Genomic DNA, 21,844 nt, shown 5'->3' on the forward strand with positions numbered 1-21,844 from the left:
ACGGCGAAAAAGGGAGTCAGGGTCCGGGGTTGAATGCGTCTCGGACGGGCAACGGTGCGCCGACGAGACCTGCGGCCAATGTGGTTCCGTCACTCGCGTCGATGACCAGGAATGCCCCGGTTCGTCGACTGGCGGTGTAGTCGTCAACGGGCAACGGTTCCGCGGTGCGAATCCTAACCTGACCGATCTCATTCAATTGCAACGATTCGGGCAACTCCACACTGGACAGCTTTTGTTCGTCGAAACGCGAGATCAATTCGGTCACGAACGCCTGGGTCGTCTTTGTCCCGTGCTTCACCAGTACCCGTGCGTTCGGGCGCAAAGCCTTGTCCGCCAACCAGCACAGCGTCGCCCCGAACTCGTCGGCGACCACCGGGGGAGCACTCGCGACAGAAATCAAGTCCCCCCGCGAGATATCCAGATCGTGGGAAAGGACAAGGGTGACGGACTGGCCGGCTGTCGCTTCGGCCAGTTCGCCGTCCGGGGTGTCGATGCGTTCGACGATGCTGCGCGATCCGGATGGCAGCACGACGATCTCTTCGCCGGGCGTGATGGTCCCCGCGGCGACCTGCCCGGCATAGCCGCGATAATCGGGATACTCGGGAGTACGTGGGCGAATCACGTACTGCACGGGGAAACGGAACGGTACATGGTGCGGATCCGGTTCCACCGGAACTGTTTCCAAGTACTCCAGCAACGTCGGCCCGGTATACCAAGACGTGTTGCCGGACCGTTCCACCACGTTGTCACCGACGAGTGCCGACACCGGAATGGTGAGCACTTCGGAATCGGCGTATCCCAACGCGCCGGCATGCGCGGCGAATTCCTTGGCGGTCCGTTTGAAGCTCGACTCGTCGTAGCCGACCAGGTCGATTTTGTTGACAGCCAGAACCAGCCTCGGCACTCCCAACAACGCGAGCACCGCCGCGTGCCTGCGTGTTTGCTCGACGACGCCGTTACGCGCGTCGACGAGCAGAATCCCCAGCTGCGCCGTCGAAGCGCCCGTCACGGTGTTGCGCGTGTACTGGACGTGTCCGGGAGTGTCGGCGAGTACGAAGGAGCGCTTGGGCGTGGCGAAGTACCGGTACGCCACGTCGATCGTGATGCCCTGTTCCCGTTCCGACCGCAGCCCGTCCACCAGCAGCGACAGGTCCGGTGTGGACAGGCCGCGGTCCGCGCTCGCGCGGTGCACCGCGTCCAACTGGTCGGCCAGCACCGACTTCGTGTCGTACAGCAACCGTCCGACCAGCGTGGACTTCCCGTCGTCCACACTGCCGGCGGTCGCGAGCCGCAGTAGATCGCTCATCAGAAGTACCCCTCCCGTTTGCGATCCTCCATGGCCGCTTCGGACAGCCGGTCGTCCGCGCGGGTCGCGCCGCGTTCGGTCAGCCGGGACGCGGCGACCTCGGCGATCACGTCTTGAATGGTCCTGGCGTCCGAATCGACCGCACCGGTGCACGATCCGTCACCGACTGTGCGGTACCGGATCGTCCGGCGTTCCAGCGTCTCGCCCGCACGGGGACCGCCCCACGGTCCTTCGGCGAGCCACATGCCGTCGCGCAGGTAGACCTCGCGCTCGTGCGCGTAGTAGATGTCCGGCAGCTCGATCTTCTCGCGAGCGATGTAGTTCCAGACGTCCAGTTCGGTCCAGTTCGACAGCGGGAACACCCGGACATGCTCTCCCGGACGGTGCCTGCCGTTGTACAGGTTCCACAATTCGGGACGCTGCCTGCGCGGCTCCCACTGGCCGAACGCGTTGCGCAAGCTGAATATCCGTTCCTTGGCCCGCGCCCGTTCCTCGTCACGGCGGCCACCGCCGAAGACCGCGTCGAACTTCTGCTCGGTGATGCTGTCCAGCAGCGGCACGGTCTGCAACGGGTTGCGGGTGCCGTCCGGGCGTTCGGTCAGCCTGCCGTCGTCGATCCAGTCCTGGACGTGCGCGACGTGCAGGCGCAGGCCGTGTTTGGCCACCACCCGGTCGCGGAAGTCGATGACCTCCTCGAAGTTGTGCCCGGTGTCCACGTGCAACAGCGGGAACGGCACCGGCGCCGGCCAGAAGGCCTTGATCGCCAGGTGCAGCAGCAGTGTCGAGTCCTTGCCGCCGGAGAACAGGATCACCGGCCGGTCGAACTCGCCTGCCACCTCGCGGAAGATGTGGATCGCTTCCGATTCCAGCGCGTCGAGGTTCCCCGTCTTCCGGTCAAGTGCGAGCGTCACAGATACCCCTTCTCAGCCGTGCAGTCCGCACTCGGTCTTGGACTGGCCCGCCCACCGGCCGCTGCGGGGATCCGCGCCCGGCGCCACCTTCGCCGTGCACGGCGCGCAGCCGATGGACAGATACCCCTCCGCCACCAGCAGGTTCTCCAGGATCCCGTTGCGGTCGATGTACTCGCGGAACTCCTCGTCGGTCCACGGGGCGATCGGGTTGATCTTCACCAGCCCGTTGCGGTCGTCCCACTGCACGATCGGGGTGTCCGCCCTGGTCGGCGCGTCCACCCGGCGCACGCCGGTGACCCACGCGTCGTAGTTGGCCAACGTCCGCCGCAGCGGCACGACCTTGCGCATCGCGCAGCACCGGTCCGGCGCACGCTGCCACAGGTCCGGGCCCTCCTCGGCGTCCTGCTCCGCGACGGTCTTGTCCGGCAGAGCGTTGACCACGTTGATGCCCGAGTAGGTCGCGGCGACGGCGTCCCGCAGACCGATGGTCTCCGGGAAGTGGTAGCCGGTCTGCAGGAACAGCACGTCGAAGTCCGGCTTCGCCTTGGCCGCCAGGTCGATCAGCACCGCGTCCTGCATGTTGGAGGCCAGGATCCAGCTGTCGCCGAACGTCCGCGCGGTCCACTCCAACGCCTCGGCGGCACTCGCGTCGGCCAGTTCGGCCGACGCCTTCTCCGCCAGATCTCTCAACTCCTCGGTCGCTGTGGTCACTTGGACACCTGCCCCACTGAGATCCCGACGAACTTGACGACGAACACGCGGCGGCACCCCGTGCACAACCAGGCCGCGTGCGGCTCCTCCTGCGGGCGAAGGTCCTCGTCACCGCAGTAAGGGCAATAGAAAGGAGTGGCCCGCTCGCTCATTTCAGATCAGCCTCGTCGGCGCGCTGCACCCACTGCGCGAACCGCTCACCGTCGGAGCGCTCCTTGAGGTAGTTGCGCACGAGCCGCTCGACGTAGTCGGCCAGTTCGGTCGCGGTCACCTTGTGGCCACGCAGTTTCCGGCCGAACCCGGCGTCAAGGCCGAGCCCGCCGCCGAGGTGCACCTGGAAGCCCTCGACCTGGTTGCCGTCCGCGTCGGTGACGATCTGGCCCTTGAGGCCGATGTCCGCGGTCTGGATCCGGGCGCAGGAGTTCGGGCAGCCGTTGATGTGCACGGTCACCGGGTGCTCGACGCCCGCCTGGACGTCGGCCAGCCGCTGCTCCATCGCGGCGACCAGGTCCGCCGCGCGGGCCTTCGTCTCGACGATGGCCAGCTTGCAGAACTCGATCCCGGTGCACGCCATCACGCCGCGCCGCCACGGTGACGGGTCGGTGTGCAGGCCCAGCTTGGTCAGTTCGGTCTTCAGCGCCGGGACCTCGGTGTCGGCCACGTCCAGGACGAGCAGCTTCTGCTGCGGGGTGAACCGGATCCTGGTGGAACCCGCGCGTTCGGCGGCCTTGGCCACCTCGACGAGGGTCGAGCCCGAGACGCGCCCGGCGATCGGCGCGGCGCCGACGTAGAACCGGCCGTCCTTCTGCTCGTGCACGCCGATGTGGTCGAGAACGACCTCCGGGACCTCCGGCGCGGGGCCGTCGAGGAGCTTGTACCCGAGGTACTTCTCCTCCATGGTCTCGCGGAACTTCTCCGGACCCCAGTCGGCGACGAGGAACTTGATCCGGGCGCGGTGCCGCAGCCTCCGGTAGCCGTAGTCACGGAAGACGCTGATCACCGCCTCCCACACCTTGGGCACGTCGTCGAGCGGCACCCACGCGCCGAGCCGCTTGCCCAGCATCGGGTTGGTCGACAACCCACCGCCGACCCACACGTCGAAACCAGGTCCGTGCTCCGGGTGCACCACCCCGACGAACGCCACGTCGTGCACCTCGTGCGCGACGTCCTGCAGACCGGAGATGGCGGTCTTGAACTTGCGCGGCAGGTTCGAGAACGCCTCGTCACCGATGTAGGTGTTCTTGATCGCATCGATGGCCGGTGTGCCGTCGATCACTTCGTCACGGGAGATGCCCGCGACGGGTGAGCCGAGGATCACACGCGGGCTGTCGCCGCACGCCTCCATCGTGGTCATCCCGGCGGCTTCGAGTTTCTGCCAGATCACCGGCATGTCCTCGATGCGGATCCAGTGGTACTGGATGTTCTGCCGGTCGGTGATGTCCGCGGTGTCGCGGGCGTAGGTCTGGGAGATCTCGCCGATCACGGCCAGTTGCTGCGTCGTGACCGCGCCGCCGTCGATGCGGATGCGCAGCATGAAGTACTCGTCGTCCAGCTCCTCCGGCTCGAGCGTGGCCGTGCGGCCGCCGTCGATGCCGGGTTTGCGCTGGGTGTAGAGGCCGTACCAGCGGAACCTGCCGCGCAGGTCGGCGGGGTCGATCGAGTCGAAACCGCCGTGCGCGTAGACGTTCTCGATCCGGTCGCGGACGTTGAGCGGGTTGTCGTCCTTCTTGCTGCGCTCGTTCGGGTTGAGCGGTTCGCGGTAACCGAGTGCCCACTGTCCCTCGCCCCGGCGCTGCTTGGCCCGCTTGGGGGTGGTGGTTGGCGGAGCCATGTGGCGTCCTTCGGGATCGGGGCGCTCGCACACGCCGGCCCGACCTCATCCGAAGGAGGGGACACCGGCGTATCCGACGCCGGTGTGAAGAAACAACTGTTCCGGCGAACGGGTCAGCGCCGGCACAAGTCGCTGTTGACGCGCAGGAAATCCACGTGACGACGAGCCACGAGGAGGACCGGCACGACAGCAGACATGGCCTCAGCCTGCCACGCGTCCATCAGGTGGTCTACTGCCATCCGCATGCTGGGATGAGGGTCACGGAGGCTTGACCTGGGCCGGTGATGCGAGAATCAAGGGCGTGGCCTCCACACTTCCCCCTGGCGATCCCGCCCCCGCCGACGGCGCGCTGCCGCGCGAGGCGCTGGCCGGGCTGGGCGGCAGGCCCTTCGGGATCTACGTGCACGTGCCGTTCTGCGCGACCCGCTGCGGGTACTGCGACTTCAACACGTACACGGCCGGTGAGCTGGGCACGTCCGCGTCGCCGGAGTCGTGGCTGGAGGGCCTGCGCGGGGAGCTGGACCTGGCTGCCCGGGTGCTGGGATCGGCGCCGCCGGTGAGCACGGTCTTCGTGGGCGGCGGCACACCGTCGTTGCTGGGCGGGAGCGGACTGGCCTCGGTGCTGGACGCGGTCCGCGACTCGTTCGGCCTGAAGTCCGGCGCGGAGGTCACCACCGAGGCCAACCCGGAGTCCACGTCGCCGGAGTTCTTCGCCGGGATCTTGCGCGCCGGGTACACCCGGGTGTCGCTCGGCGCCCAGTCCGTGGCGCCGCACGTGCTGCGGATCCTGGACCGCAAGCACACGCCCGGCCGCCCGGTCGCCGCGGCGGCCGAGGCGCGGGCGGCCGGGTTCGAGCACCTGAACCTCGACCTGATCTACGGCACGCCTGGTGAACGTCCCGACGACCTGCAGGCGTCGCTGGACGCCGTGCTCGACGCCGGAGTCGACCACGTGTCGGCGTACGCGTTGATCGTCGAGGAGGGCACGGCGCTGGAACGGCGGATCCGGCGCGGCGAACTGCCCTCGCCAGACGACGACGTGCTCGCCGAACGCTACGAGCAGGTCGACTCGGTGCTGTCGACGAGCGGGTTCCGCTGGTACGAGGTGTCCAACTGGGCCGCGTCCACGGCGGGCCGCTGCCAGCACAACCTCAACTACTGGCGCGGGCACGACTGGTGGGGCGCGGGTCCCGGCGCGCACAGCCATGTCGGCGGTGTGCGGTGGTGGAACGTGAAGCACCCAGCGCGCTACGCGCAGACGCTGGCGGAAGGCAAGTCGCCTGCCGCCGCGCGTGAGGTGTTGTCCGAAGAGGACCGTCGGGTTGAGCGCGTGTTGCTGGAACTCCGCCTGGTCGAAGGACTTCCGCTGAGTGTCCTCGACGAGTCCGGGGTGGCCGAGGCGAAGGCGGCGGTGTCCGACGGTCTGCTCAGCCAGGGCGCGTTCGACGCGGGCCGTGCTGTGCTGACCGACGAGGGGCGCCTGCTCGCCGACGGGATCGTGCGCCGCCTGCTGCCCTGAGCCGGGTCACCGTCCGGCCAGCGCGTCCAGGCCCGCGATGAAGGTGTCGATCGCGAACTCGAAGCGTTCGTGCGCCGTCTCGCCCGAGAACAGCGGTCCGATGGCCATCAGGTTCGGGAACGTGCCCGCCGGCAACGATCGCATGTACTCCGCCATCTGGCGGCCACGCTCAGCGAGTTCCTCCTCGGATCCGTCACGCCACGAGGTCACCTCGACCGCGTAGGCCTTGCCGTACAGGCCGAGCGCGTCGAACGCCCATGCCGCCTGGCGTTCGGACAGGCCGCCGCTGCGCAGGATCGCGAGCATCGCCTCGCCGTGCCGCAACGCGTTGGGGCCGAGGGGGATCATCGCGTTCATCACGACCGAGGCGATCCCCGGGTACTTCACCATCGCCGCGACCTGGCCGAAGCAGAGCTGTTTGAGCTGTGCGCGCCAGTTCGCCGGGTCGGGCGGCTGGAGTTCGACCTCGCCGAGGATCCGGTCGAACATCAGCTCGCACAGTTCGTCGCGGTTCTGCACGTGCGCGTACAGCGACGCCGGTCCGGTGTTCAGCGCCTGGGCGACCCGGCGCATCGACAGCGCGTCGATGCCTTCCTTCGCCAGCAGGCCCAGTGCCGTGTCGACGATCTTGTCGCGGCTCAACGGCTGTCGTACGGGCTTGCGCGCGGCCGTGCGCCACGGCGGGTCCGGTAGCTCCACGAGCGCACTCTACTTGACACGAACGACGATCGTGGATAGAACGGTGTTCGTCAAACGAACAGTGTTCGAAACTGGAGGGGTCATGCGCGTCCTGGTTGTCGGAGCAGGTCTGTCGGGGCTGTCCACGGCGATGTTCCTGGGGTTGCACGGGGTGGAGTCGCTCGTGGTCGAACGGCACGCCACGACGTCCTTGCACCCGAAGGCACGCGGGCAGTTCCCGCACACGATGGAGGTGTTGCGCCTGGCGGGCATCGATCAGCGGGTCGCCGACGCGTCGCCGCCGGACTTCCGGTTCCGGCTCATCGTCGCTGGGGCGGCGGCCGGGCCCGTCTACAACGAGATCCTGGTCAACGACATGGGCCCCGACCTGTCGGCCTTCTCGTCAGCGGGCTGGGCCAACACCAGTCAGGAACGCATGGAACCGATCCTGGCCGGACGCGCTCGCGAACTCGGTGCCGCAGTCCGTTTCTCGACCGAGCTCGTCGAGTTCACCCAGGACGACGGCGGGGTCACGGCGGTGCTGCGTGACGTGGGCACGGGGGAGGAGGAGACCGTCCGCGCCGGTTACCTGGTCGGCGCGGACGGCCACCGCAGCCCGATCCGCCATGCGCTGGGCATCGGCGTGACCGGCCGGGGTGTGCTCGGCACGGGCGTCGCCGCGATCTTCGCGGCCGATCTGACGTCCGTGTTGCCGCGCAATGCCTTGGTGTACCTGAAGAACCCGGAGCTGCCCGGCGCGGGCGGCGCGTTGGTGAGCACGGATGAGCGTGGCCGTTACGCGCTCGGCGTCGGAGCGGGCGAGTACGACGACGACCGGTGGGTCGAGATGATCAGGATCGCCGCGGGCATCCCCGACCTGGACGTGCGGCTGCTGGAGGTGAGCGGGAGCAGCGACACCAAGCACTGGGTGGCGGACTCGTTCAGCTCCGGCCGCGTCCACCTGGTCGGCGACGCGGTGCGGGTGATGCCGCCGACCGGCGCCTTCGGCGGGAACACCGCGGTCATGGACGGTTTCCACCTGGCGTGGAAGCTCGCGATGGTGATCAAGGGCGAGGCGGGGCCCGGTCTGCTCGACACCCACACGGCCGAGCGGCGGCCGTACTCGAAGTACATCGCCGAGCAGCAGTACACCTTCTACGTCCAGCGGATGGCTCCCGAGCTGGACGACGGCACGCTCGCGGCACCCGCCGACCCGGCGTCGATGATGTTCTTCGGCTACCGGCACGTCAGCGATGCCGTCGTGCTGGAACCGGGCGACAAGGGCGAGCTGCTGGAGCCGGAGCCGACCGGTCGTCCCGGTTCCCGTGCGCCGCACGTGGTCCTGCCGGACGGAACCTCCACGATCGAGCTGTTCGGGCGCGGGTTCGTGGTGTTGACGGGCTCCGCGCACTGGGTCGTCAAAGCCGGGGCTCTCGGGTTGACCGCACATCTGCTCGACGGCACTGCCTGGGCGAAGGCGTACGGGGTGACCGAGGCGGGAGCTGTTCTGGTGCGGCCGGACTTCTTTGTCGCCTGGCGGACCCCGGACGCGAACGGCGACCTGGAAGGTGCGCTACGTCACAGCCTGCGGTTGTGCTGAGTCAACGCCGCGGGGTGGCGGTGATCGGCCCCGGCCGCTTCGACGAGCTGGCCGGCTGGTCACACGGGTTCACCACTTTGGCCGACGGGTATTCGTGTTTGACGCTCTCCACCAGCGAGCCCACGTCGTCGGAGTAGTTCGACAGCAGATGGGCGGTCGCGGGCACGGCCTCCGGCCGCAAGGCCTTGAGCAGGTCCGGCTGGTCGGCGAGGCTCACCTTGAGCCGCTCGTAGTTCTGCGTCTGCGTCATGAAGCTCGGCTGGTAGAACCGGGTGTCGTTCTGGAGGTCCTTGGACGCCTTGACCATCTCGGCGTCGGTGCGGAACGAGATCTCGACCGCGCTCACGCACCTCGGCGGCAGGCTGGGATCGCGCGTCTCCCTGGTGTAGGGGTAGTCCCTGGGGCGCTCCGGCTGGTTGGCCGCGAGCACGATGGTCGCCGCGCCCGCGATGATCAGCGCGATCACGGCGACGATCGAGACGAGCAGGCCCGGCTTCACGTCACCCACCGTACCGTGATCAGCGCGCCGGGATCATCCAGCTGAGCACCCGGCCCGGTCAGCCTGCCGAGGATGATCAGCGGGTTGCCGAGCCCGTCGAACGCCACCGGCGCGGTGTTGGCCAGCAGCGCCAGCACGATCGCTTTGACGGGCGGGAAACCGAGCGCGAACATCATCGCGCCGGTGATCGCGATCGGCGACCCGCCGCCCGCGATGCCCTCCAGCAACGCCCCGAACGCGAACGCGATCAGCAGCGCCTGCAGCCGCCGGTCCGGGCTGAACCCGGCGAGCACGGACTTGACCGCGTCGAACCGCCCGGTCGCGACAGTGACGTCGTGGAAGTAGACGGCGTGGCAGGCGATCCAGACGACGTTGCACAGTCCGAACGCGACACCCATCGCGGCAGAGTCGAACGCGAGGCCGACCGGCATGGCGTAGACCACGATCGCCGCGACGAGCGCGGTGGCCAGTGCGAGCGCGGCCGACAGGTGCGCCGAGCGGCACAGCAGGCCCAGTGTCACGAGCAGCACGATGATCGGCAACGCGGCGACGAGCGCCGACAGCGGACCGGCAGTCTGGTAGTCCGTGGATCACGGCGGATCCCTGCTACGGCAGGTAACCCAGGCGGCGTGAGAACGTCCCGGCCGCGTCCGCGACCAGCTGGCCCAGTTCGTCGATCCGCGCCAGCACACGCCCGGCCGGGCCCGCGATGCTCATCGCGGCGACGGGTTGTCCTGTGCGGTCACGGATCGACGCGGCGACACACGCCACGTCCGGCTCGTTCTCCACGTTGTCGATCGCCCAGCCCCGTTTGCCGCTGCGGTCGAGTTCGTCGAGTAACTGGGTGCGGTCGATGATCGTGTTGGGCGTCAAGCGGTCCAGCCGCATCCGGGTGACGCGTTCGACGCGCTCGGCAGGCGCGAGCGCGGAAAGCCATGCCTTGCCGAGGGAGGACGCGTGCTGCGGGCGCCTTGTGCCGAGCTGGCAGTGCAGGGTGACCGCGTTGGCGCCCCTGTCCTTGGCGACGTAGACCATCGCGTCGCCGTCCGGCACGGCGAGGAAGATCGTCTCACCGCTGCGGGTGGCCAGGCCGGCCAGGTACTGCGGCGCGGCCTTGTGCAGGTCTGTCGACGCCATGGCCTGCACCCCGAGTTCGACCAGGCGCGGCCCGAGCCGCACGCGGCCGGTGACGTGGTCGGCTTCCAGGTACTCCAGTTCCTTGAGCGTGTGCACGATCCGGTAGATCGCGCTGCGCGAGAGGCCCAGCTGGGTGGCGATGGCGTTGGTGGATATCTCCTGGCGCAGCCCGACGTGTTCGAGCACCGCGAGTCCGCGTTCCAGCGTGCCGGTGTGGCTGCGCTTGTCGGTTTCCTCTTCCTCCCTGGGCGCGGGGGTCTGCTTGGGCGTCCCGTTGACCGGGACGACATCTCGGTACAGGTTCTCAGCGAGCGAGCCAGCCACCATCCACCGCCAATACGTGTCCAGTTACGTAGTCAGAAGCCGGTCCGGCAAGGAAGACCGCGGCACCGGCCAGCTCGTCGGGAGATCCCCACCGGCCCATCGGGATCCGGGCGGTGATCTCGGCGTCGCGCTGGGGGTCGGCGCGCAGGGCCGCGGTGTTGCCGGTCGCGAAGTAGCCGGGGGCTATCGCGTTGACTTGCACATTGCTTGCTGCCCATTCGCTGGCCAGCGTCTTCGTCAGCCCCGCAACCGCGTGCTTGCTCGCGGTGTACGCGGCAACCCTGATCCCGCCTTGGAAGCTGAGCAGGGAAGCGATTGTGATGATCTTGCCGGACCGGCGGCGCAGCATCGGCCCGGCGACGGTCTTGGTCAGCTCGAACACCGAGTCGAGGTTGACCGAGAGCACGGCACGCCAGTCCTCGAAGGAATGCTCGGCCGCCTCGGACCGCCGGATGATCCCCGCGTTGTTGACCAGGATGTCGATCCGCCGCTCGGCGAGCAGCTCGCGCGCCCGGGTGGCGACGCCGGCGGGCTCCGACAGGTCCATAGTGACCACTGTGGACTGTCCACGTCCGTGCGCGGCGATCTCGTCGAGCACCGGTGTGAAGTCGCCGCCGTGGCCGAGCAGCACCACGTCCGCGCCCGCGCCTGCCATGGCGACCGCGATCGCCCGGCCGATGCCGGTGCGGGCGCCGGTCACCAGCGCGGTCCTGCCCGCCAGCGAGAAGAGCTCGTCGACGTACGTCATCGCAGGTCCGCCATGGCCACGTGGTCCATGTCGTCGAACCGGTAGTTCTCACCGGCCATGAACCAGATGAACGAGTACGCGCCGGTCGCGGCTCCCGAATGGACCGACCAGCTCGGCGAGATCACCGCCTGCTCGTTGCGCACGATCACGTGCCGCGTCTCGTCCGGCTCGCCGAGCAGGTGCACCACCATGGCCTCGTCGTCGAGGCCGAAGTAGAAGTAGCACTCGGTGCGCCGCGTGTGCGTGTGCGCGGGCATCGTGTTCCACACGCTGCCGGGCGCCGGCTTGGTCCAGCCCAGCATCAGTTGGCAGCTCTCCACCGGCGTGCCGTCGATGTAGCGCCTGATCGTGCCCTCGTTCGCCGACGCGGGCGTGCCGAGTCCGACCGGGGCGACGTCCGCCGAACGCACCACTGTGGTCGGTAGCCGCCGGTGCGCGGGCGCGGAGGCGAGGTGGAAGCGGGCCGGGTTGTCCGCGTCGCGGCTGGCGAAGGCCACCTCGCGGGCGCCACGCCCGACGTGGACAAGGTCTCCCCGTTCGAGCTCGTACGCGGTACCGTCGCAGATCACCGCTCCGCGGCCGTCGACGCAGAAAGCCGCCAGCTCGCGCCGTTCGCGGAAGTGGTCCGTGCGCAGGGTGTCGTCCGGCTCCAGGCGCAACGGCTCGGTGCCGGGCACGGCGCCACCGAGCAAGACCCGGTCGTCGTGGCTGTGGGTCAGGCGCAGCTCGCCAGGGACGAAGAGGTCCTCGACCAGGTAGTGCCGGCGCAGCTGCGCGGTGTCGAAGCCGCGTGCCCGCGCCGGATCGGTCGAGTACCTGACGTCCACGACACCTCCATGTACCGATGGCCGGGGCGCTGAACCGCTGATCGGGGCTGAAACGTTAACAAACTTTCCAAACTCGGGGAAGGTTTAGACCACTGGTCCATTCGGGTGGTAGTCGACACGGTGTCGAAACAGTGTGGGAACGGTTCGCGCGGCGCGCTGAACAGGTGGGATCAACCCGCGCCGTGGATGAGGCGCAGCCGCGGTCGCGTGTCGGTCAGCCCGATCAGCGACCGCAGCCTCGGCAGTCCGATGTGGAGCCGGGCGGCCAGCGACGGCAGCGCCAGCCCGTTGGCCGCGGCCAGGTCGATCGCCAGCCGGAGCAGCTCGGGCTGCTCACCCGGGTACCCCGAGTTGACCGGTTCGTGCGTGCGCCAGCCGAGCCGGGTGAGCGTGGCCATGATCCGCCGGACCGTGGACTCGCTGTAGATCTGCAGATCCTTGCCGCGGTAGGCCAGTGCGGCGGTGGACACGCCGTAGCTGTCCGCCAGGTCCTTGAGCGCGCCGATGTCCACCGGCGTCGGCAGCTGGTCGCGGATCTCGGCCGCGGGCATCAGCAACTCGGCCGCGAACACGTTCGCCTCGCGTTCGTGCCGCAGGCTTCCCGGCTCCGGTTCCGGGTGCAGCAACAGGTGCCCGAGTTCGTGCGCGACCGAGAACCGTTGCCGCATCGGGTTTCCCTTGTAGGTCAACGCGATGACCGGACGACCGGACAGAGCGGACGAGAACGCGTCGATGGCGTCGTTGTCCAGCATGGGAATGCGCGTGGTGACCACACCGCGCGCCTCGAGGTTGCGGACCAGGTGCGCGGCCGGTCCAATCGCGACACCCCACGCCGTGCGGACCATGCGCGCGGTCAGGCCGGGGTCGCTGTACGGGATGCCCATCGGCACGCCGACATCCAGCGCGGGCAGCTCGATCACCCGGTCGAGTTGTTCGATCACTTCCCACAACAGTTCGACGTGTGCCAGCGCCTGCTGCCGCTGGGTCGCGGTCGTCGCCCGCAGCGATCGGAAATGAGCCTGCGCGGTGTCCAGGTGCAACTGCGGGCGCCCGGCGGTGAAGAACGACGGCGGCACGTCCAGCACGTCCGCGCACCGCGACAACGTCTCGGCGCTGGGCCGCGACTGGCCGAGCTCGTACTGCGACACGGCCGCGGCCGTGCGGTCGATCGCCTCGGCCAGGTCCCGCTTGCGCCAGCCGACGAGCTCCCTGGCCATCGTCAGCCGGGCAGGGGCGAATGCCTGCGCGGCGGCGGAGGCATCCGGGTGCACGGTCGAACTCCCTTGAGGTGCGCGAACAGACGATCTTCGCAGGACCATCGTGGTCCAGTACGGAGAGTGGCGGCAGCCGGGCGAGCAGTCACCCAGCGGATCCGTGCCGCTGCTCTGTTCGTGGCCGCAGGGGCAGCTCCGGTGGTGACTGGTCGAACAGGGTGGGCCCCGACTGGCTGCCCAGCCACGGGACCTGACCGGACGTGGTCACCGCCGCGATGTCCTGCAGCCGCACGAGCCAGTCCCAGCTGATGTGCCCGTCGGTGAGCGTGCCCTGGCCGGCCCACGCGTCGGTCAGGCCGCCGTCCTCGGCGCCCGCCCACGGCAGCAGGAGCAGCTCCCGGCCGTCGAGCCAGGCGTCCCGCCTGCCGATCAGCGCCTCGTCCTCCTGCGGCGCCAGCAGCTCCCGGCGCAGGTCGCTGATGTCCCCGAGTGAGCCGTGCGGGCCCGCGGGCGCGTTGAACTGGTACACGCCGACGTGGTCGAGCTTCAGCAGGACCGACTGGAACGCCGGGTCCGCGTCGAGGCCGGGGATGTCCACGCTCAGCGACTGCGCGGTGCGCAGCAGGTACTCGTAGCGGTCCGTGCCGAAACTGGTGTTGTTGCTCCACGTGCCCCGGTGGTTGTTCTTGCGCACCGGCTGCAGCTCCGCGGCGGCGTCGTGGGCGTCCTGCAGCCACTGGCAGACGTGCGTGACGAAGTCGAGCAGGTCGACCGGCCGCAGCAACGCGGCCAGCCGCTCCACGTGCGCCTGGTCGTTGCCCGTCATCGTGACGCCTGTCATCACACCCCACCCCGCTTGAGATCCTGTGGCCACCGTGATCGCTACACTTGATTTTCGCACGCGATCCGGTCACGTCTCGGCAGGCCCGGACATGGGCGTGTCGTGCCCGCGACACCGGTGTCCGCCCCCGTCGAACAGGCGGGTACGCACCCGGCACCAAGTGGTGGCGCGAACCAACCGGGTCGCTCCGTAAACTTGAGGTGCGCACTGGCAGGTTCAACGAGCAGTCGAGCGGGGAGGGCAGTGGTGAACGCCGACGAACGTCGTTTCGAAGTGCTGCGCGCGATCGTCGCCGACTACGTGTCCAACCACGAGCCGGTGGCCTCGAAGGCGATCGTCGACCGGCACAACCTGGGCGTGTCCAGCGCGACCGTCCGCAACGACATGGCCTCGCTGGAGGAGGACGGCTACATCATGCAGCCGCACACCAGCGCGGGCCGGATCCCGACCGACAAGGGCTACCGCCTGTTCGTCGACCGGCTGTCCGAGGCCAAGCCGCTCTCCACGGCCGAGCGCCGGGCGATCGGCACGTTCCTGGAAGGCGCGGTCGACCTCGACGACGTCCTGCGCCGCAGCGTGCGCCTGCTGGCCCAGCTGACCAGGCAGGTCGCCGTCGTGCAGTACCCGACGCTGACCCGCTCGACCGTCCGGCACATCGAACTGGTGCTGATCACCCCGGCGCGGCTGATGCTCGTGATGATCACCGACACCGGCCGGGTGGACCAGCGGATGGTCGACCTCGGCGACGTGATCACCGAGGACACGCTCGCCCGGATGCGCACGATGATCAACTCGAGCCTGGCGGGACAGCGGCTGACCGACGCCGCGGTCAAGGTCGCCGAACTGGTCGACGCCGCGCCGAACGAACTGCGCGACGCGATGATCCGCGTCGGATCGGTGCTGGTCGAGTCGCTGGTCGACCACCCGGAGGAGCGGCTGGTGCTCGGCGGCACGGCCAACCTCACCCGCAACGTCGCCGACTTCCCCGGTTCACTGCGCCAGGTGCTGGAAGCGCTGGAGGAACAGGTCGTCATCCTCAAGCTGCTCGCCTCGGCGCAGGACGCGGGCACGGTGACCGTGCACATCGGCGGCGAGAACGAGGCCGAGCAGATGCGCAGCACGTCGGTGGTGTCCATCGGCTACGGCGGCACCGAGCTGCTCGGCGGAATGGGAGTCGTCGGCCCGACGCGGATGGACTACCCGGGAACTATCGCCGCGGTTCGCGCGGTTGCCAACTACGTCGGGGAGATTCTGAGAGCTCGATGATCACTAACGGGGCAGAGCCGGGTGCGGTGCCACACCGCGGACCGCACTGCGGCAGGAGGACATGACGAAGGTGGCCAGGGACTATTACGGCATCCTGGGCGTGCAGCGCAACGCCGGTGCCGACGAGATCAAACGCGCGTACCGCAAGCTCGCGCGTGAGCTGCACCCGGACGTCAACCCGGACGAGGAGGCGCAGCACCGCTTCAAGGAGGTGACGGCCGCCTACGAGGTGCTGTCCGACCCGCAGAAGCGCAAGATCGTCGACATGGGCGGCGACCCGCTGGACAACGCCGCCGGTGGTGGCGGCATGCGGGACCCGTTCGCCGGGTTCGGGCTCGGCGACATCATGGACGCCTTCTTCGGCGCGGCCGGAGGTGGCACGCGTGGCCCACGCAGCCGCGTGCAGCCCGGTGCGGACGCGCTGATCCGGTTGCGGCTCACGCTTGAGGAGTGCCTCACCGGCGTGAGCAGGGAACTCACTGTCGACACCGCGATCCTGTGCGAGCTGTGCCGCGGGTCCGGCTGCGCCGAGGGCACCGCGCCCGAGGTGTGCGAGACCTGCGGTGGCCGCGGCGAGATCCAGGCGGTCCAGCGCTCGTTCCTCGGGCAGGTCGTGACCGCGCGGCCGTGCCCGGTGTGCCGTGGCCTGGGCGAGGTCATCCCGGACCCGTGCCGCCAGTGCGCGGGCGACGGCCGTGTCCGCTCGCGTCGCACGATCGTGGCGAAGGTCCCGCCGGGCGTCGCGGACGGCATGCGCGTGCGCCTGTCCGGCCAGGGCGAGGTCGGCCCCGGCGGCGGGCCCGCCGGTGACCTGTACGTCGAGGTGGAGGAGCAGCCGCACACGACGTTCGAACGCTCGGGAGCGGATCTGCACTGCACGTTGCGCGTCCCGATGACCACCGCCGCGCTCGGCGCGGTGCTGCCGCTGGAAACGCTCGACGGCGTCGAGGAACTGGAGCTCGAACCCGGCACACAGCACGGGACCGAGCTGCTGATGAGCGGCCGGGGCATGCCGAAGCTGCGGCAGTCCGGCCGGGTCGACGGTCGCGGCGACCTGCACGTGCACGTGGACGTCGAGGTGCCGACGCGCCTGGACGCACGCCAGCAGGAACTACTGCGGGAACTGGCGTCCCTGCGCGGTGAGGACGAAGGCGGCCTGGCCACGACCAACGGCAAGGGCGGCGGCCTGTTCTCGCGGCTGCGCTCGCACCGCTCCCGGTAACCACCACCGTGAGCACACCACCGCTGTTCCTGGTCGACACGCTGCCCCAGAGCGGCGAATTCGTCCTCGACGGCCCGGAAGGCAGGCACGCGGCAACGGTGAAACGCCTGCGCGCGGGTGAAACCCTGACGGTATCGGACGGCTCGGGTGGCGTGGCGACGTGCGTCGTCGACGCCCCCGTCGGCCGGGACGCGTTGCGGCTGCGGGTGACCGAGCGATCGGACGTGCCCGCGCCGCAGCCGCGCGTGGTGGTCGCGCAAGCGCTGGTCAAGGGCGATCGCGGGGAACTGGCGGTGGAACTGGCCACCGAGGCGGGCGCGGACGAGATCGTGCCGTGGCGCGCGGCCCGCTGCGTGGCCAGATGGGAAGACGGCCCGCGCGGCGAGAAGGCGCTGGCCCGCTGGCGGAACACCGTCCGTGAGGCGGCGAAGCAGGCCCGCCGCCCGTGGGTACCCGAAGTGCGGGACCCGGTCGGTACGCAGGACCTGGTGGACCTGCTGGACGGTGCGCTCGGCCTGGTGCTCGAAGGCTCAGCCGGTCAACGGATCGCGGACGTCGCGTTGCCGCGGCACGGCGACATCGTCGTGGTCGTCGGCCCGGAAGGCGGCGTCAGCGACGAGGAGATCGCTGTGCTGCGTGACGCGGGCGCGCAGGCCGTCCGACTCGGTCCGACCGTCCTGCGCGCCTCCACCGCCGCCGCCGTGGCCCTCGGAGCCATCGGCGCCCTCTCCCCCCGCTGGTAACCCCCTCGAGACCACGCTAGGCCCGGCGGTCGCCGTGCGTTGACGGTCGTTCACCCCACAATCTCCGTGAGCTACAACTCGTCCAGCCGGACGAGGCCGTCCTGGATCGCCCGCGCCACCAAGGCGGCCTTCGTCGGTGCCGGGCGACCGGCGTGCGCGTACCTGATCCGGGCGCGGTCGATGTAGCTGTTCACCGTCCGCACGGTGATGCCCAGCTTGCGGGCGACCATTTCCTTGGACTCACAAGCGAACCAGCTCACCAGCACGTCCACCTCGCGCGGCGTGAGCCGCGGGCGTTCGCTGCGGGTGTCGGTGCCGAACGCGCGAGCCATCACCGGCGGCGTGTAGGGCAGGTTCTGGCCCGCTGCCTGGATCGCGGGCACCAGGTGCCGGGGCCCCTCGGTCTTGCCCAGGTACGCGAACACCCCGATGTCCAGGCACGTCAGCACGGTCTCCTGGTCGTCGCGCATGGAGTACACGACCACCTGCCTGCCCGCGTCGACCAGGTGCCGCAGGTCGCGGTAGGCCGGGACCTGGCCGCCCAGCTGGAGGTCGAACACGACCACGTCGGCGTCGCCACCCGGACCGGTCCACGCGACCGCGGGCGTGCTGCCGGAATCGACCACGCGGACAGGCGGGTCCGCCGCGGCACACCACACCCCGATGCCGGCCGCGATCGCCGGGTGGTCGTCGACGATGACCGCGCTGATCACGTCCACCACCTTGCCTCCACCCAGATCATCCCGTCGGCGGTCGTCGTGTGCACGGTCACCGGCGGGGCGTCCGTGACGACTTCCTGCGTGACGACCCCCGGTATGACGATGCTGACAGTCACCGCGTTCCCCGAACCGAGCACGGTGACGCGTGCGCTGGTCCCCGGCTCCGTGGCGGCTGTGGCGAGTGTCCGCATGACCGGTTCGATCAGCCTACGGCGGATCTCCACCGGCGGCGGCGGATGCTCGCCCCACGTGTCCAGGTGGACCGCGATGCCCCGGCGTTCCGCGACGTCGACGCACGCTTTCAGTTCGTGCACAAGGGGATCGGGGACCTCGTCGGTCTCGGCGAAGAGCCGCCGCATCCTGGCCGCCTCGACGGCGTACCGGGCTCGTGTCCGCTCGTCGGTCAGGTCCGCCCGCCCGGTGGCCAGGTCGCTGAGCAGTGGAACGGTGGTTTCGGCGAGGCCCGCGTACCGCGCCTTGCGGTCCGACTGCACCTGGTCGGCAACGGCCTGCGCGGTCCGCAGCCGCTGGGCGTCGCGCACGGCCGCGCTCGCGCTCTCGGCGAACCGGCGAAGCGTTCCCGCCGCCGCCACGACCGCGAGCTGGAACCCGAACACCAGGATCGCGCCGACCCCGAACCGGAGCACGTCCTCGCCGATGACGACCAGGTACCCGGTGCTGAAGACGTTGACACCGGCCAGGAACAGCACTGTGCCGGGCACAGTCCGGTCGAGCAGCAGCAGGATCCCGAGCCAGCCGATCACACCGAACGACCAGTCGGTCTCCTGGGCGACCTGGTGCGAGGCCGGCACCCCGGTGGTCGACACCAGGTAGGAGGCGACGCTCACGACGAGCAGCGCCCAGCGTGTCGTGTCGCCGAGCCGCTCGTGCCGGATGCGCAAGCCGGCGAAGACAGTGACCAGAACCTGCGTGGCGAACGCGATGACCTGCGTGGCGAAGCTGTCGTACACGTCCGCGCTCGACAGCAGCGACGGCAACGCGAGACCGAGCAGGGTGACCAGCACGATCACCAGGTTCGCCAGCCGGAAACCACGCGACAGCCGGGAAACCGTGAGATCCCGGACCGTGTCCTCAACCGGTTCACCCGTCATGGGGCCACACCAGCCGCACTGTCGTGCCCGCGCCGGGCTCGGACAACACCGCCGCCGTGCCGCCCGCGCGCCGCATCCGTTCCACAATGGAGCCTGAGATGCCACGCCGGTGCACGGACACGGCCGCCGGGTCGAACCCTCTGCCCCGGTCGACGACCCGCACGGTGACCGGCGACGACTCGGTGCGGATCTCGGCGCTGTCGGCACCCGAGTGCCGTGCCACGTTCGTCAGTGCCTCCCGGACGCACTGCCCGATCTCCAGCGCGGGCCCGGCGGGCACAGGCACCGACTCCGGTCCGCTGACCTGCACGGTCAGCGGGCTGAACCGCGTGACGTCGGCAAGGACGTCCACAAGATCAAGCACGCCAACGGGTTCCTCGGGCTGTTCGGTCAGCACGCGGATGTCCCTCGCGGCCTGCTCGGCCAGCCACGGTTCGTTGCCGCGCACCATGCCGTACCCCGCGGCGAGCAGCGTGGCCGCTGCGGTGTCGTGCAGCGCGGCGAGGTGGTGGCGTTCCTCGGCTCGCCTGGCGACGGCGACCGCGGTGTCCCGTCGCGTTTGTTCCAGCTGCGCGGCGGTCCGGTCGACCGCGCGTGCCCCGGATCGCAGCAACAGCGCGAGCGCACGCGACGCCGTCGCCTCGCCGTAGGTCCATATCCCGATCGGCAGCGCTGTCAGCCATTGGTCAGGATCGGCCAGCCACACGCCTGTCAGGTACGCGGCGATCATCGCCGTGACGGACACGCTCGCCGCACCGATCCCGACGTACCACTGGTGCGCCACCGCGGTCACGGAAACCGCGGTGAGCACCCAGTTCGTGCTGGTGCTCAGGTCGTCCGCGTCTACGAGCCACGGCTGGGCGAGGCACAGCGCCACGACGAAGGCCGTGTCCGCGGGCACGATCCACGCCTTGTCGCGGCACAGGAGGAACAACGCGCTCCATGCGACGACAACCGCCGCCACCCACCACAACTCCGGTCCCGCCCGCAGCACCGCGATGACGGTGACACCCACGAGAACGGCGGCGCGAAGAGAGGCGACGATCTGGCGGCTCACCCGCCGCAGGTTCTGCTCGACCGCCCCCAGCACACGGCAAGCATCCCATCTTCGCGCTTGGCGGAGACGGGATGGGACCGTGGTAACCGGTGGGGATCAGCCGAAGGGGTTGGCGTCCAGCGAGCAGACCTTGCCCGCGGCCGGGAACGTGCCCGAGACCAGGTACTCCCGCTTGATCTGCTCGGTGCAGGTGCTCGGCGCGAGCATGCTGGAGTGGCCGTAGCCCTCGGTCACGAAAACCCTTGCCCTGGCGAGTTCCCGCGCCCCGTCCCGCGCGCCGTGCAACGGCGTCGACGGGTCGTACCGGTTGTTGATCACCAGGATCTCGGCTGAGGTCCAGCGGTTCCACGGGCCGGTGTACCGGTCGGTGTCCTTGGCCTGCCAGTAGGCGCAGCTCATCATGTCGAACACCGCCAGGCGCCCGAAGTACGGGATCCGCTTGTCCTCCGACACCGCGTACCGGCTGTACACAGCGGGGTCGGTGGGGAAGTTGCTGTCGGTGCACTGGATCGCGTTGAACGCCTCTGTCCGGTTGGACGTGTACGGCTCACGTTTCACCGCGGCGGCCCGTGTGGCGGCGGCGGTGTCCTTGGCGTCGTACAAACGCTGGTACAGCTTGGCGATGTCCGGCCACGAGCTGACCGTGGCGTAGTCCCACGCCACGTTCGAGATCCCCGACCACGTCCATGTTTCCGGCCCGTCGTCGCCCTCGATGGTGATCGGGCCGCGCCGGGCGCGTTCGGCGATCGCCGCGTACTTGGCCTTCGGGTCGCCGCCGGAGAACGCGCACTTCGGGCCGCTGCCCGCGCACAGCCGCAGGAACTGCTCGTGCGTCTCGGCGATCCCGCGTGCCACGTCCTGCCTGGTGTCCAGCGGGACGGTGGTGCCGCTGCCGCCGTGGCCGACCGCGTTGCCGTGGAAGTCCATCGATCCGTCGAACACCATCGCCCTGATCCGGTTCGGGAACAGGTTGGCGTAGACGGCGCCGAGATGCGTGCCGTAGGAGATGCCGTGGTAGCTGATCTTCTCCTCGCCGACCGCCCGGCGCAGCAGATCCAGATCGCGCGCGGTGTTCGCCGTCGAGGCGTGCCGCTGGATCGGACCGGCCTTGCGCGCACAGCGGCCGGCCAGTTCCGCGGACTTCGCGTAGAACGGCGACTCACCCGCGGGGGTGACCGGCATTTCGGGGAATTCTCCGAAGAACTCCTGCTGCTCGGCGAGCGTGTCGAAGCACCGGACAGCCGCACTGCCGGCAATCCCGCGCGGATCCCACGACACCAGATCGAAGCGGGAACGCAACTCGCCGGAGAACAGCCATGGCCATTTGGCCCGTTCCCTGAGCCGTTGCAAACCACCGGCACCGGGCCCGCCGAAGTTCACGAACAGCGAACCGATCCGTTTGGCCTGATCGCTCGCGGGTAACCGGATGACAGCGAGACCAATCCTCGAACCGAACGGCTTGTCGTGGTCCAACGGCACCGAGAGCGTGGAGCACTGAAAACCGTCGGCACAGTCCGACCAGGTCAGCGTGGGTTCAGTGGCCGGCGGCGGCTCGGCGGCGGCAATCGGAACCATGGAA

22 protein-coding genes are annotated in these 21,844 nt (G+C 69.5%); 5 read left to right on the forward strand and 17 right to left on the reverse strand.

Features of this window, described 5'->3' with window-relative positions; all coding sequences use genetic code 11:
- Positions 1–16: 16 nt before the first annotated feature.
- Genes AOZ06_RS11940 through AOZ06_RS11960 form a run of 5 tightly spaced genes read right to left on the reverse strand, consistent with a single transcriptional unit; the run spans position 17 to position 4,759 of the window.
- Positions 17–1,306 carry a sulfate adenylyltransferase subunit 1 gene (locus AOZ06_RS11940; RefSeq protein ID WP_054289500.1) on the reverse strand — a complete coding sequence of 430 codons (1,290 nt, stop codon included), beginning with the start codon at positions 1,304–1,306 and terminating at the stop codon, positions 17–19.
- Positions 1,306–2,217: a sulfate adenylyltransferase subunit CysD gene (cysD, locus tag AOZ06_RS11945; protein ID WP_054289501.1), complete on the reverse strand. Its 912-nt coding sequence runs from the start codon at positions 2,215–2,217 to the stop codon at positions 1,306–1,308. Before cysD ends, AOZ06_RS11940 begins: the two co-directional genes overlap by 1 nt.
- 12 nt (positions 2,218–2,229) lie before the next feature.
- On the reverse strand, positions 2,230–2,928 hold the full coding sequence (locus AOZ06_RS11950; protein WP_054289502.1) for a phosphoadenylyl-sulfate reductase: 699 nt from the start codon (positions 2,926–2,928) through the stop codon (positions 2,230–2,232).
- Entirely contained in the window at positions 2,925–3,080 is a 156-nt protein-coding gene (locus AOZ06_RS59815) for a hypothetical protein (protein ID WP_033382711.1), read from the reverse strand. The genes AOZ06_RS11950 and AOZ06_RS59815 overlap by 4 nt, the downstream gene beginning before the upstream one ends.
- Positions 3,077–4,759 (reverse strand): nitrite/sulfite reductase, encoded by a 1,683-nt coding sequence (locus AOZ06_RS11960; protein WP_054289503.1) that lies wholly within the window; start codon positions 4,757–4,759, stop codon positions 3,077–3,079. The genes AOZ06_RS59815 and AOZ06_RS11960 overlap by 4 nt, the downstream gene beginning before the upstream one ends.
- Positions 4,760–5,060: 301 nt before the next feature.
- Between AOZ06_RS11960 and hemW the strand changes: the two genes are divergently transcribed.
- Entirely contained in the window at positions 5,061–6,278 is a 1,218-nt protein-coding gene (gene hemW, locus AOZ06_RS11965; protein WP_054289504.1) for a radical SAM family heme chaperone HemW, read from the forward strand.
- Positions 6,279–6,284: 6 nt separating this feature from the next.
- Here hemW and AOZ06_RS11970 read toward each other — a convergent pair whose 3' ends face one another.
- Entirely contained in the window at positions 6,285–6,977 is a 693-nt protein-coding gene (locus AOZ06_RS11970) for a TetR/AcrR family transcriptional regulator (protein ID WP_063810024.1), read from the reverse strand.
- Positions 6,978–7,059: 82 nt separating this feature from the next.
- Between AOZ06_RS11970 and AOZ06_RS11975 the strand changes: the two genes are divergently transcribed.
- The gene (locus AOZ06_RS11975) at positions 7,060–8,556 is read left to right on the forward strand and encodes an FAD-dependent monooxygenase (RefSeq protein ID WP_054296591.1); all 1,497 of its coding nucleotides are present in this window, start codon (positions 7,060–7,062) and stop codon (positions 8,554–8,556) included.
- Position 8,557: 1 nt separating this feature from the next.
- Here the strand turns inward: AOZ06_RS11975 and AOZ06_RS11980 are convergent, their stop codons facing one another.
- The 7 genes from AOZ06_RS11980 to AOZ06_RS12010 form a co-directional block, all read right to left on the reverse strand.
- Entirely contained in the window at positions 8,558–9,055 is a 498-nt protein-coding gene (locus tag AOZ06_RS11980) for a hypothetical protein (protein WP_157232981.1), read from the reverse strand.
- Positions 9,052–9,597 (reverse strand): L-lactate permease, encoded by a 546-nt coding sequence (locus AOZ06_RS11985; protein WP_054289506.1) that lies wholly within the window; start codon positions 9,595–9,597, stop codon positions 9,052–9,054. The genes AOZ06_RS11980 and AOZ06_RS11985 overlap by 4 nt, the downstream gene beginning before the upstream one ends.
- Positions 9,598–9,661: 64 nt before the next feature.
- The gene (locus AOZ06_RS11990; protein ID WP_083471640.1) at positions 9,662–10,519 is read right to left on the reverse strand and encodes an IclR family transcriptional regulator; all 858 of its coding nucleotides are present in this window, start codon (positions 10,517–10,519) and stop codon (positions 9,662–9,664) included.
- Positions 10,497–11,264, reverse strand: coding sequence for an SDR family oxidoreductase (locus AOZ06_RS11995; RefSeq protein WP_054289507.1), 768 nt, complete (start codon positions 11,262–11,264; stop codon positions 10,497–10,499). Before AOZ06_RS11995 ends, AOZ06_RS11990 begins: the two co-directional genes overlap by 23 nt.
- Positions 11,261–12,091: a 5-dehydro-4-deoxy-D-glucuronate isomerase gene (gene kduI / locus AOZ06_RS12000; RefSeq protein ID WP_054289508.1), complete on the reverse strand. Its 831-nt coding sequence runs from the start codon at positions 12,089–12,091 to the stop codon at positions 11,261–11,263. The genes AOZ06_RS11995 and kduI overlap by 4 nt, the downstream gene beginning before the upstream one ends.
- A gap of 170 nt (positions 12,092–12,261) precedes the next feature.
- On the reverse strand, positions 12,262–13,362 hold the full coding sequence (locus AOZ06_RS12005; protein ID WP_169798906.1) for a helix-turn-helix domain-containing protein: 1,101 nt from the start codon (positions 13,360–13,362) through the stop codon (positions 12,262–12,264).
- Positions 13,363–13,450: 88 nt separating this feature from the next.
- On the reverse strand, positions 13,451–14,146 hold the full coding sequence (locus tag AOZ06_RS12010; protein ID WP_054289510.1) for a hypothetical protein: 696 nt from the start codon (positions 14,144–14,146) through the stop codon (positions 13,451–13,453).
- Positions 14,147–14,389: 243 nt separating this feature from the next.
- Between AOZ06_RS12010 and hrcA the strand changes: the two genes are divergently transcribed.
- The 3 genes from hrcA to AOZ06_RS12025 all read left to right on the forward strand — a co-directional run bounded on the left by hrcA (position 14,390) and on the right by AOZ06_RS12025 (position 17,377).
- Positions 14,390–15,412: a heat-inducible transcriptional repressor HrcA gene (gene hrcA / locus AOZ06_RS12015; protein ID WP_054289511.1), complete on the forward strand. Its 1,023-nt coding sequence runs from the start codon at positions 14,390–14,392 to the stop codon at positions 15,410–15,412.
- A 70-nt stretch (positions 15,413–15,482) separates the two neighbouring features.
- A complete protein-coding gene (dnaJ, locus tag AOZ06_RS12020) occupies positions 15,483–16,634 on the forward strand; it encodes a molecular chaperone DnaJ (protein ID WP_054296593.1) in 1,152 nt (383 codons plus the stop codon).
- An 8-nt stretch (positions 16,635–16,642) separates the two neighbouring features.
- Positions 16,643–17,377, forward strand: a complete 735-nt coding sequence (locus AOZ06_RS12025) for a 16S rRNA (uracil(1498)-N(3))-methyltransferase (protein WP_054289512.1) — start codon at positions 16,643–16,645, stop codon at positions 17,375–17,377.
- A 71-nt stretch (positions 17,378–17,448) separates the two neighbouring features.
- Here AOZ06_RS12025 and AOZ06_RS12030 read toward each other — a convergent pair whose 3' ends face one another.
- From AOZ06_RS12030 to AOZ06_RS12045, 4 genes are all read right to left on the reverse strand, one after another.
- On the reverse strand, positions 17,449–18,090 hold the full coding sequence (locus AOZ06_RS12030) for a response regulator transcription factor (RefSeq protein WP_335338384.1): 642 nt from the start codon (positions 18,088–18,090) through the stop codon (positions 17,449–17,451).
- Positions 18,087–19,208 (reverse strand): hypothetical protein, encoded by a 1,122-nt coding sequence (locus AOZ06_RS12035; RefSeq protein ID WP_054289513.1) that lies wholly within the window; start codon positions 19,206–19,208, stop codon positions 18,087–18,089. The genes AOZ06_RS12030 and AOZ06_RS12035 overlap by 4 nt, the downstream gene beginning before the upstream one ends.
- Positions 19,198–20,298: a sensor histidine kinase gene (locus AOZ06_RS12040; protein ID WP_054289514.1), complete on the reverse strand. Its 1,101-nt coding sequence runs from the start codon at positions 20,296–20,298 to the stop codon at positions 19,198–19,200. Before AOZ06_RS12040 ends, AOZ06_RS12035 begins: the two co-directional genes overlap by 11 nt.
- Positions 20,299–20,361: 63 nt before the next feature.
- Positions 20,362–21,840: an alpha/beta hydrolase gene (locus tag AOZ06_RS12045; RefSeq protein WP_157232982.1), complete on the reverse strand. Its 1,479-nt coding sequence runs from the start codon at positions 21,838–21,840 to the stop codon at positions 20,362–20,364.
- Positions 21,841–21,844 lie beyond the last annotated feature (4 nt).

This window comes from Kibdelosporangium phytohabitans (assembly GCF_001302585.1).
Taxonomy (GTDB): domain Bacteria; phylum Actinomycetota; class Actinomycetes; order Mycobacteriales; family Pseudonocardiaceae; genus Kibdelosporangium; species Kibdelosporangium phytohabitans.

Excerpts from the sequence above, each read along its gene's own strand:
- AOZ06_RS11940 (WP_054289500.1), bottom strand. The coding sequence starts at position 1,306 with ATGAGCGATCTACTGCGGCTCGCGACCGCCGGCAGTGTGGACGACGGG.
- AOZ06_RS59815 (WP_033382711.1), bottom strand. The coding sequence starts at position 3,080 with ATGAGCGAGCGGGCCACTCCTTTCTATTGCCCTTACTGCGGTGACGAG.
- AOZ06_RS11960 (WP_054289503.1), bottom strand. The coding sequence starts at position 4,759 with ATGGCTCCGCCAACCACCACCCCCAAGCGGGCCAAGCAGCGCCGGGGC.
- AOZ06_RS11975 (WP_054296591.1), top strand. The coding sequence starts at position 7,060 with ATGCGCGTCCTGGTTGTCGGAGCAGGTCTGTCGGGGCTGTCCACGGCG.
- AOZ06_RS11990 (WP_083471640.1), bottom strand. The coding sequence starts at position 10,519 with ATGGTGGCTGGCTCGCTCGCTGAGAACCTGTACCGAGATGTCGTCCCG.
- AOZ06_RS11995 (WP_054289507.1), bottom strand. The coding sequence starts at position 11,264 with ATGACGTACGTCGACGAGCTCTTCTCGCTGGCGGGCAGGACCGCGCTG.
- AOZ06_RS12010 (WP_054289510.1), bottom strand. The coding sequence starts at position 14,146 with ATGACAGGCGTCACGATGACGGGCAACGACCAGGCGCACGTGGAGCGG.
- AOZ06_RS12035 (WP_054289513.1), bottom strand. The coding sequence starts at position 19,208 with ATGACGGGTGAACCGGTTGAGGACACGGTCCGGGATCTCACGGTTTCC.
- AOZ06_RS12045 (WP_157232982.1), bottom strand. The coding sequence starts at position 21,840 with ATGGTTCCGATTGCCGCCGCCGAGCCGCCGCCGGCCACTGAACCCACG.